The 9,342-nt window shown below is 39.4% G+C and carries 8 protein-coding genes and 1 rRNA gene; 1 reads left to right on the top strand and 8 read right to left on the bottom strand.

Going from position 1 to position 9,342, the window contains the following annotated elements; all coding sequences use genetic code 11:
* Positions 1 to 257: 257 nt before the first annotated feature.
* From ACQKN2_RS24505 to aceA, 7 genes are all read right to left on the bottom strand, one after another.
* Positions 258 to 662: a hypothetical protein gene (locus tag ACQKN2_RS24505; protein WP_323650586.1), complete on the bottom strand. Its 405-nt coding sequence runs from the start codon at positions 660 to 662 to the stop codon at positions 258 to 260.
* Positions 663 to 738: 76 nt separating this feature from the next.
* Positions 739 to 2,109, bottom strand: coding sequence for an ATP-binding protein (locus ACQKN2_RS24510; protein ID WP_427417256.1), 1,371 nt, complete (start codon positions 2,107 to 2,109; stop codon positions 739 to 741).
* Complete coding sequence (locus ACQKN2_RS24515) at positions 2,109 to 2,780, bottom strand: response regulator transcription factor (protein ID WP_427417250.1); 672 nt, start codon at positions 2,778 to 2,780, stop codon at positions 2,109 to 2,111. The genes ACQKN2_RS24510 and ACQKN2_RS24515 overlap by 1 nt, the downstream gene beginning before the upstream one ends.
* Before the next feature lie 385 nt (positions 2,781 to 3,165).
* Positions 3,166 to 4,263 (bottom strand): DUF1648 domain-containing protein, encoded by a 1,098-nt coding sequence (locus tag ACQKN2_RS24520; RefSeq protein WP_427417251.1) that lies wholly within the window; start codon positions 4,261 to 4,263, stop codon positions 3,166 to 3,168.
* Between the two features lie 3 nt (positions 4,264 to 4,266).
* Positions 4,267 to 4,662, bottom strand: coding sequence for a GntR family transcriptional regulator (locus ACQKN2_RS24525; protein WP_427417252.1), 396 nt, complete (start codon positions 4,660 to 4,662; stop codon positions 4,267 to 4,269).
* A 481-nt stretch (positions 4,663 to 5,143) separates the two neighbouring features.
* Positions 5,144 to 6,742 (bottom strand): malate synthase A, encoded by a 1,599-nt coding sequence (gene aceB, locus ACQKN2_RS24530; protein WP_427417253.1) that lies wholly within the window; start codon positions 6,740 to 6,742, stop codon positions 5,144 to 5,146.
* A 110-nt stretch (positions 6,743 to 6,852) separates the two neighbouring features.
* Complete coding sequence (aceA, locus tag ACQKN2_RS24535; protein ID WP_427417254.1) at positions 6,853 to 8,136, bottom strand: isocitrate lyase; 1,284 nt, start codon at positions 8,134 to 8,136, stop codon at positions 6,853 to 6,855.
* A gap of 214 nt (positions 8,137 to 8,350) precedes the next feature.
* On the opposite strand from aceA, the gene ACQKN2_RS24540 reads away from it, so the two are divergent.
* Positions 8,351 to 9,022 (top strand): LytTR family DNA-binding domain-containing protein, encoded by a 672-nt coding sequence (locus ACQKN2_RS24540; RefSeq protein WP_427417255.1) that lies wholly within the window; start codon positions 8,351 to 8,353, stop codon positions 9,020 to 9,022.
* 228 nt (positions 9,023 to 9,250) lie between these two features.
* Here the strand turns inward: ACQKN2_RS24540 and rrf are convergent.
* A 5S ribosomal RNA gene (gene rrf / locus ACQKN2_RS24545) occupies positions 9,251 to 9,342 on the bottom strand; the annotation flags it as partial.

Genomic DNA, 9,342 nt, shown 5'->3' on the forward strand with positions numbered 1-9,342 from the left:
GAGCCGCTTCGCTTCGCTGCAGGGTCTCGGGCCAACACGATGTTGGTCACGAAGGCGTTATCACAGGATGTGATGCTTTTAGCCTTCGTTCCTCTGACGTTAATCCCCAAGGAGTCGCCCAGCCTCCACTCCAATCAACTTATATATGAAATATGTTTTTTAAAAATATAATACCTAACATTTGGTAATGATCCAATTAAATCCATCCTCCCTAAACAATACCGTGTCACCTCGTAAAGACAGTGACACGGTATTTTCTAGTTTTTCATTTCTTCTTTTTGATTCACCATAAATGTTACAACGATGAATAGAGCGAAACTAATTAATAGTGTTGTCCCACCTATGATAAAGAAAATCAATGTAAATGTATTGCTAAAATGAAATGGATTTATATTGTAGAACCACATGCCTAGTGTTAAACCAAAAACTCCGAGAATAGCTGTCCAACCATGTGCTGTTACTAATTTTTGCGATTTCACTTTAAAAGCCCGATAGAAAATCCCCCATGCAAACATACTTAACCAACCTACCAGCAAAATATGTGCATGTATCGGTCTATATTCATAACTACCTGAAGCAGAAATATGTGATCCTAGATACGTTCCCAATAAGGCAAAAATCGCAGCAAGGCGAATAAGGCGTATACTCCATTTTAGTTCCATACAATAACTCCCCCTAAGTTTTTTCAACTTAGTCAGCAGTTTATCCCGTGAACATGAACTTTACATGAACTCCTCATTACAATTTTGGTAAGTGAACACGGACCTTTGTACCGGAATTCATAACACTTTCAATATGAACCGTTCCTCCATGTAGCTCAGCAATTTGCTTCACAATGGCTAGTCCAAGCCCAGTACCCTGCTTTGTTCTGGAAGCATCTACTCGATAAAAGCGATCAAATACCTTTTGTAGTTGTTCAGCAGTTAAACCTATGCCACTGTCCTCAATAAGCACTTCAATTGAGGTTGAGAATTCTTGCAAGTGAATATGAATTTCTCCACCTTCGACATTATATTTAATAGCGTTCGTCAATAAATTATCCCAAACATTTTGTAATAGCCCAGCATCACCATTACATGTTACTGGTTCAAGCTGATACGATAATTGTACATTTGCGTCTTCAAGCTGCCAGCGGTATTTTCTTACTGTTTCCTTTAATTGCTCATCTAAACGATAAGGTTCACGCTTTAACAATCTTGTAGATTGATCGAGTGACGTTAATAACAGTAATTGCTTAGTTAACGTCGACATACGCTTCGTTTCTAGCTCAATAATCGTGGTATATTCCTGCCTTTCCTTGTCGGTCAGCAAGGGATTCTTTAGTAAATCTACATAGCCTTGAATATTCAACAACGGCGACTGAAAATCATGAGACACATTACTTATAAACTCTTTACGAATTCGATCATTTTCCTGTAATTTTTCGGTCATAACATTAAAGCTAACTGCTAATTGTCCAATCTCATCTGCTCGATCTATATCCAGTAGCGTATCGAATTTTTCATGTGCAAGCTGATGTGTTGCCTCTGTTAGTTGTGTAATAGGGCGAATTAGTGCCTTAGCAAAAAGTAGCATTGCCAATAGACTAAGTACTGTCATCACAAGAATTAGTCCGCCAAGTATCGTATGCACCTCAGAAAACAACAAGCGAATATCAGGTCTAATGAACAGTGCATATTGCTTATTTTCATAAGTGAATGGCACACCTATCGTATTAATTAACTCATTCGCAAAAAAGCCTGTTACAAAAGTCTCTTTTGGAAAATCACGCATACCATGATAAATCTCCCCGTTTAAAACACGCTCGACTGTTTTAGGCGGCAGTGCTTTATCACGATACTTACCGCCGAAGAAATATCCTTCGTCACCAGTTGTTGCATAAATTTGATAACCTATTTCACCCAGAGTCGTAAAATAATTATCTAAATCGTTAGGCTTTGATGACTCAATGTATTTCGCAATATCCTGCGCAATCTTCACATTTTTAGCATCATTTTTTTCCTTCACAACTTGATGATAATAGGTATTTGTCGCTAAAAAACCGATACACAAGCTACCGATCATAACGAGCATCGTCGTGACAACAAATTTGCTATATAACGTTTTCATCATGCAATAACCTCAAGCTTATAGCCAACGCCACGCACCGTTGTAATCTCAACACCTGGTTCATAACGATGCAGACGCTCACGAATCCGCTTCACATGTGTATTTAAAGTCTGCTCATCTCCATCGTAGTCATAGCCCCACACTTGCTCCATAATAAAACTACGTGTAAACACCTGATTCGGGCGTGATGCTAGTAATGCCAATAGTTCAAATTCCTTTAAAGGCAGAACAAGTGTATCTTCCCCAATGACAACCTCAAAGCTTCGACGATCAATAACGAGCCTACCCACCTTGATGGTTACTTGATTTTTCTTATCGAGTCTACGCAATATCGCGGCTATGCGAAACAGCAATTCTTTAGGTTCAAAAGGCTTCACAACATAGTCGTCTGAGCCTGCCAAAAATCCTCGTTCCTTGTCCTCAAGCTCGCCTTTTGCTGTTAATAACAATACAGGAATATCGTAATCCTGACTCAATATCTCGGTTAATGTATAACCATCCATTCCCGGCATCATAACATCTACAATTGCCAAATCAGGCAAGTTTCCCTCAAGTAATTTAAGGGCCTGTTGTCCGTTTTCCGCCTGCATCACCTGATAGCCCTCTCTTGTCAAATAAATATTTACAAGCTGTAAAATATGTACATCATCATCTACAACGAGAATTTTCATTTAAGTCTACCCCCTCCAATTTGTTTCCGGTACACTATTTTAACAAAAAATCCGCTCCATTCCGCGGGCGATCTGCAAGCCTTGCGTTGCTCGTTGTCCAGCAAGAGTGTAGCGAATTTTCAACTTCTTTCAGCGGAAGTCCCTCCTCTATAGGTGGTGAGATAATGCAGATTTAGCAACTATTCTGCGAATGTTAAAACACCGCTGAAATAAAGGAACTCAGTCTAAGAACGCCACGTCCTGTGGCAACGACTGAGTGACCAACATCTTGTTGACCCAAAGCCTCCGGCGGATGTCACGGAATCGGTAAGGAGTTCTTTGTGCAAGCACAAAGCCGATTCCGGACACAATTATGCCGAGGCATAATTGATTAACAACATTTATATTATAACGAAAAAAAAGAAATCAGCAGCAATATAAGTAACGGCAAAACAATTACGATATAGCCTCGTGGATTTGCAAAATTCATCGTCCAACCGACCCCAAAGCGTTTCTCGACAAAAACGGAGGGATCTTGACGATTCACATAAATTAATCCACCCTTCCAATAGCGATCCTCATCAACATCCATTACTTCTGCAACGACATTATCTCCATATGACACCCTCAGCTTGCGCTTTTTCCACGCGTACACAAGGACTGAGCCAAAAACAAGGCATAAAAATAAAATAAATACCGGTAATAGCCTACGCCCTGTAATCATCGAAGGATAAATATTGCTTAGCTGTAATACTGTAAATAATATAGTAAAGGTATAGCTCAATAACATAATGCTCCAGCTCATATACTTTCGACTTTTCAGCTGATCTTCCAATGATTCTTCCTTACGATTAACAGCTAACTTGATTGCTGAACGCTTGATGGAATCTACAATTCCCCACATCATACATTGCATCATTAGCATGACAAGCGGTAGTGAAATCGCAGTAAAATATGTTTTACTTCTCCAAGAATCCGCTTCACCACTTGGCCCCCAGTGTACAGCAATGTGATCTGGTATTTGGTCATAATGGAGGAATGTAAAGATAATTAGAAACACCGTAACACCAAAAGGGACTACATAAAATGGCCATGGAAGCATTTCATCACGACTACGTGCCGTTAAATCAACAGTACGAACTTGTTTTATATTTAAGCCCCATTGCTCTTCCTTTTTAAGCTTTAAAACTTTTTGATGGTATATCCAATATAATGTCATACTGACTGTAAGCATCGCAAATAAGCATCCAAGCAGAAAATAACCTTGCATAAACTCAGATGGTGCAAGGTAATAATAGCTAACAATCATCATCATTAATAACATGACACCAGAAATTCCAACAATTTGAGCGTAATGCTTTTTCATATTACGTAATGCAGGATGTTTTACATTTTGTTCCGGTACTGTAACGCCAAAAGCGATTGTCTCTCGTACTATAAACGGAACAAATAATTGTAGAGCTAGTGTTATGATGTAGACGGTTGAAAAAATGCCAAGTTGCATGTGCTACACCCCTTCTGCAGGTATTTGCAAATCAGAAAATACCTTTTTCATCATGTGCTCGATTTGCTCAACTGTTGCGCCGAGCACCATTCCTTCTACCACAACAGGCTTTAAGTTTTTTTCAATTTGTTGTAATTGTTCAGGCGTTAACGCTCGCTCCTCTGTTGAACGAATAATAGCACCTGATTTAGCTCTAATTGTAATAATCCCCTTCTCCTCTAACTCATGATAGCTTTTATTAACCGTGTGCATATTGACGCCCAAATCAGCCGCTAAATTACGTACAGATGGCAGAGTATCTCCTGGTTTCATTTCCCCTCTTGCAATACCTTCCATAATTTGTCGTGTTACCTGTTCATAAATTGGTACATCAGATTGAGGTTCTATTTGAATAAACATTACTATCATCTCCAAAATTGTTATATAGCTAATATAACAAATAATCATTCTTTGTGCATAAAGAATGAGACCAATTTAACAATCAAAAAAAGAGATGTCTCATGATTAATTTGAGACATCCCCTTCAACTATTGTTAATGCATCATAAACTTCATCAACTACCGGTATCAGTCCAGGAACATTTTTTAAAGGGTAAAAAAATGCCTTACAAGCTCCCCATCTAAGCTCGTAAGACATCCTTCACCTTTTTTAATCTCTTTATTAATGACCCCTTTTTTGTAACCGTGTTCAATTTTCAGTAAGGAACGGGGGAACAGACCCCGCTCGTTACATTAGTGGAATACAGTGGACTCCATTCGAGTTTAGTCCACAACAATTTAGGAAAGTTTGGATATGTTCGTTTAGTAGATTCGTATCTCAAATCATTATGCCTCGGCATAATTCCGTGACATCCGCTGGAGGCTTTATTACTGAAAGTAAGTTAAGCTAATTTTTCGTAACCTGGAAGCGTCAAGAATTCCGCAAATTCGTCTTGTTCAATTAAAGATTTAAACAGCTCAGCAGCTTCTTCATAGCGGCCACTGTTATAGACTTGTTCCCCAACAGCCTCTTTAATTTTCACAAGCTCTTCCTCCAAGATTGCTAGGACAAAGGCCAATGTAATACCACGACCATCATCCAAGATACCTTTTGAATGACGAATCCATTGCCATACTTGTGTACGAGAGATTTCTGCAGTTGCAGCATCCTCCATTAAGTTGTTAATCGGTGCAGCTCCGTTGCCTCGTAGCCAAGAAGCAATGTACTGAACTCCTACACTACAGTTAATACGAAGACCTTCAAGTGTAATTGTACCTTCTGGAACAGCTACTAGATTTTCTGCTGTAACATTTACATCCTCACGCTTTTTATGGATTTGGTTTGGTGTCGTCATAATCGCATCAAACTGTTCCATTGCCGTTGCAACCATACCCGGGTGCGCTACCCAAGTTCCATCATGGCCATCTGTTGCTTCACGACGTTTATCTTCTGCAACCTTTGCAAACGCTACAGCATTCGCATCGTCATCCCCTTTAACAGGAATTTGTGCTGCCATACCGCCCATCGCAGGAGCATTACGTTTATGACATGTTTGAATACATAAAGACGTATATGCCTTCATGAATGGTACAGTCATTGTTACTTGTCCGCGGTCCGGTAAAATTACATCAGGTTGATTACGCAGACGCTTGATATAGCTGAAAATGTAATCCCAGCGTCCACAATTCAGACCAGCTGAATGTTCACGCAGTTCATATAAAATTTCATCCATTTCAAATGCAGCTAAAATTGTTTCGATTAATACAGTAGCCTTAATTGTCCCTTGTGGAATTCCGATATAATCTTGTGCAAACACAAAGACATCATTCCATAAGCGAGCCTCTAAATGACTTTCAAGCTTCGGCAGGTAGAAATAAGGTCCCGTACCTTGTGCCAATGCATTTTTAGCATTGTGGAATAAATACAGACCGAAATCAAAGAAGCTACCAGAGATCGGTTCGCCATCTACTAGTACATGCTTTTCAAGTAAATGAAGGCCACGTGGGCGAACTAATAACACAGCTGTGTTTTCGCTTAACTTATACGTCTTACCATTAGATGCTTGTGTAAATTCAATTGTCTTATTAATAGCATCACGCATATTCACTTGGCCGCCAATCATGTTTTCCCATGTCGGAGCAGATGCATCCTCAAAGCAAGCCATAAACATTTTTGCACCAGAGTTTAAAGCATTAATAACCATTTTGCGGTCAACAGGTCCTGTAATTTCTACACGACGGTCTTGCAAATCTGCTGGAAGTGATGCAATTGCCCAATCACCCTCACGGATATGCTTTGTTTCTGGTAAGAAGTCGAGTTTCTCACCTGCATCAAGACGCTTTTGGCGTTCTTGACGAGCCTCTAACAGCTCTTTTCGACGAGCATCAAATTTTTCGTGCAGGGCAAGAACAAACTCAAGGGCTTCTGGTGTCAAAATTTCTTTTGTTTGCTCGTTTTGTTCCCCAACAATTTTAAGCTTACCTGTTGTTGCTTGTTCCATCAGTTATTTCCCCCACTTTTGCGATTTTAAGTAGTCTTCCCCCGCTTTAGGAGGGGCGGGGGAGACTAATCTATGATTATGAATTTAGGAATACACGTACTTTATGAAACTTATACGAATTGTTCTGTTTCAGTAGAGCCAGCCATCGCTGTTGTAGAAGAAGTACCACCAGAGATAGCTTGAGATACGTCATCAAAGTAACCAGTACCAACTTCACGTTGATGACGTGTAGCTGTATAGCCTTTTGATTCTGATGCAAACTCAGCTTGCTGTAGCTTAGAGTATGCAGCCATACCATTATCTTTATAGTCCTGCGCAAGCTCAAACATAGAGTGGTTTAATGCGTGGAAACCAGCTAATGTTACAAATTGGAATTTGTATCCCAATTTACCTAACTCGCGTTGATATTCTGCAATTTCTTCTTCTGATAGATTTGCTTTCCAGTTGAATGAAGGTGAGCAGTTGTATGCTAGCAATTTACCAGGGAATTCCGCATGAATAGCTGCCGCAAATTCACGAGCTTCCTCAAGAGATGGTTTAGAAGTTTCACACCAAATTAAATCTGCATATGGCGCATAAGCTAAACCGCGAGCAATCGCTTGTTTGATGCCTGGTGTTGTACGGAAGAAGCCTTCTGGAGTACGTTCACCAGTAATAAACTCAGCATCACGTGGATCGATATCAGATGTTACCATATCAGCAGCATCAGCATCTGTACGAGCGATTAAAATTGTATCAACACCCATTACGTCTGTTGCAAGACGAGCAGCAATTAAGTTACGAACAGCATTTTGTGTTGGAAGTAAAACTTTACCGCCTAAGTGACCACATTTTTTCTCAGAAGCTAATTGGTCTTCTAAGTGAACACCAGCAGCTCCAGCTTCGATCATGCCTTTTACAAGCTCAAATACGTTTAGAGGACCACCGAAGCCTGCCTCAGCATCTGCCACGATCGGAGCGAACCAATCAAATTGATCAACACGGCCTTCAGCATGATCGATTTGATCTGCACGTTGTAAAGCTTGGTTAATACGCTTTACTACTGCTGGTACAGAGTTTGCTGGATATAAGGATTGGTCAGGGTACATTTGACCAGAAAGGTTAGCATCAGCAGCTACTTGCCAGCCTGATAAGTAGATTGCTTTTAATCCGGCTTTCACTTGTTGTACAGCTTGATTACCAGTTAATGCACCTAATGCATTAATGAACGGTTCTTCGTGTAAAGAGTTCCAAAGTCGAGCCGCACCTTTAGTTGCTAAAGTTTGTTCAAGTACAACAGAGCCCTGTAACTTAACAACCTCTTCAGCTGAATATGCACGTTCAATACCTGCCCAACGAGAGTTCTCAGCCCATTGTTTTTCTAATGCTTGAATTTTTTCTTGACGTGTTGACATATTGAAATTCCACCTTCCCCTTTGTAGACAATATACTCTGTTAAAAAACTTTTAATCCACTGTTCCATAACAGGTTTATTTGTTGTAAATTAATATATAACAGAACATCTGAATTTTCATTATTTTTAGATAAAATACCAAATTTTTATGATGAAACCGCTTTTTTTGGCGACGAAATTTGGTAAACTGTTTACAAACAAGGGGGATATTCACAATGAATAACGAGTTTAATTCTTTGCCAAAAGATATTTCACAACAGTTTATTTCAATGTTAAAGGACTGGGTTCCAGTCAATTCATCCATTGCAATTGCCGCTGAAAGCTCCTATATTTACTTTCATTCTGGACATCAAAACATTAACTTAGAAGTAGGCCAACAAGTACAATCTGGCAGCATTGCTGAACAAGTACTACGTACAAGGAAACGAACAGACGCCGTTTTAGATAATTCCTTATTTGAAACACCGTATTATGGGATAGGTTATCCTATAAACATTTTAGATGTGCCTGCAGCACTTATTGTAGTATTACCTTCAACCTTTACCGAAAAGAAATTAGAGCCCTTTCAATTTTTAACTGGAAAGCAAGATGAGGAATGGAATCCTGTTGCAATTGAAAAAATCTCTCATATTGAAAGCCTGCAGAAAAAAACGTGGTTTTATGTGGAGGGAGAACAATTTAAAACAAGTATTACACTGAAAGAACTTCAAATGCGTCTACCGTCATCTTTTATTCGTATTCATAGATCTTATATTGTTAATATTCATTTCATAAAAAAAATGGCTCGTGATCTTACTTCCAATTTTATTGTCACTCTAAAGGATGGAAGTGAACTACCCGTTAGCCAATCTTATTTAAATAATCTTCGAAACGCTCTTGAATTTTAGATTTTGTCTTGGCGTAATTGTTATTATTGTTGCTGCCGCTTTGCTTTCGCACAGAAAATATTTGTTGCTGTCGCTTCGCTTTCGCACAGAAAACATTTGTTGCTGTCGCTTTGCTTTCGCACAGAAAATATTTGCTGAATGAAGATAAAAGGCTGTCCTATACATTGGTTGTATAAGACAGCCTAAAAAAATAAAAAAGCCTGAGAAAAAATTCTCAGACTTTAGATTGCCTAGCGACGTCCTACTCTCACAGGGGGAAGCCCCCAACTACCATCGGCGCTAAAGAGCTTAACTTCCGTGTTCGGTATGGGAACGGGTGT

The organism is Lysinibacillus sp. NPDC093688, from assembly GCF_050280145.1.
Taxonomy (GTDB): Bacteria; Bacillota; Bacilli; order Bacillales_A; family Planococcaceae; genus Lysinibacillus; species Lysinibacillus xylanilyticus_B.